The 1,224-nt window shown below is 43.7% G+C and carries 2 protein-coding genes; both read left to right on the forward strand.

The window, feature by feature from the left end:
* Window positions 1-148 precede the first annotated feature (148 nt).
* Window positions 149-370: a hypothetical protein gene (locus COY37_RS02625; protein WP_286975916.1), complete on the forward strand. Its 222-nt coding sequence runs from the start codon at window positions 149-151 to the stop codon at window positions 368-370.
* Window positions 371-692: 322 nt separating this feature from the next.
* Window positions 693-1,224: S8 family serine peptidase (locus COY37_RS02630; RefSeq protein ID WP_502693745.1), on the forward strand; the 532-nt coding region annotated here is incomplete at its 3' end.

Consider the following 1,224-nt stretch of genomic DNA (forward strand, 5'->3'; position numbering starts at 1 on the left):
TAACCTATCGCTTCCTTGCAAACCAAATAATAGTATCATATTTAATAGCCGAGATATACGACAATGTTTGATTCATTAAAGAACCACCGGGTAATAAAAATGCGTTCGAGCATCAAACAGATCAAAAGATATTTATGAGGAGATTGTCATGAGAAGACGTTTTATGGTATGCGTCGATAATCGCGGTTATGAATCGTCGCTGGAGATAAGGAAACTCTATGAGGTGTTGATTGACAGGGTGGTTGAAAAACACCACCAGGTGAGAGTTATTGATGAATCAGGTGAGGATTATTTATATCCCGAGAAATTCTTTGCGCCTGTAAGACTACCCCATGTCACAAAAGAAAAATTAGAATTGATGTCAGCATAATATTTGATATGAGGAATGGGACTTCGCTCTTTGGTCTCTGTTTCGAATAGATTTTTTGTGTATATACTTTAGGTTAATCCTAGAATCGGCTAACACTAAAGTAGCGGTTTAGAATTGGTGGTAATTACAAACCCATCGAATAACGCACGTAGATAAGCTGCTCGATATTCTAACTTGGCAGGACACGCATAAAAAACACTGCTGATCCGGTAAATACTCAACCTTAACTTGAACGTTAAAGAATTTATCGAGGGTTCTTATGTTGTGTGGTGTTTATCGCGGGTGCTCAAAACTACGCCTATAATTGTCGATACCAATGACAATGTTTAGTTCATTAAAGAACCACCGGGTAATAAAAATACTATTTTTTACGGCGCTTGCGCTTTTTCTAACTTCAGGCGTCTCTCTTGCGTTATCCCCAAAACCGATCGCTCAGATGTCGAATGCCAAGCAGTCGCCTGTCTTAATGAAAACGGATGGGGAAATGCCGAGCGATACGGTCCCCGGAGAAATCCTTGTTAAATTCAGCAAAAATACGAGCGCCGCCCGGATCCGAACTACTTACAAAAGCTTGGGCGCAGAAGAAGCAGGGGAAGCCGCGAATTTACGGGTTCACCGCATACGCCTTCCGAAAGGCATGGCGGTAAAAGATGCGATTGCCAAATATAAGAACATGCCCGGTGTCGAGTATGTTGAGCCCGAATACCGTTACTTCATGCAGCAAGTGCCGAATGACGCCTACTATGGCGACCAGTGGGCGCTTCCCATAATCAAGGCGCCTCAGGCCTGGGATGTGACGACCGGCGGAGAGGTAATCGTTGCGGTTGTCGATACCGGCGTCGATTACAGCCACG

The sequence above is a fragment of the Candidatus Aquicultor secundus genome, from assembly GCF_002791875.1.
In the GTDB taxonomy this organism is placed as follows: domain Bacteria; phylum Actinomycetota; class Aquicultoria; order Aquicultorales; family Aquicultoraceae; genus Aquicultor_A; species Aquicultor_A secundus.

Excerpts from the sequence above, each read along its gene's own strand:
- COY37_RS02625 (WP_286975916.1), top strand. The coding sequence starts at position 149 with ATGAGAAGACGTTTTATGGTATGCGTCGATAATCGCGGTTATGAATCG.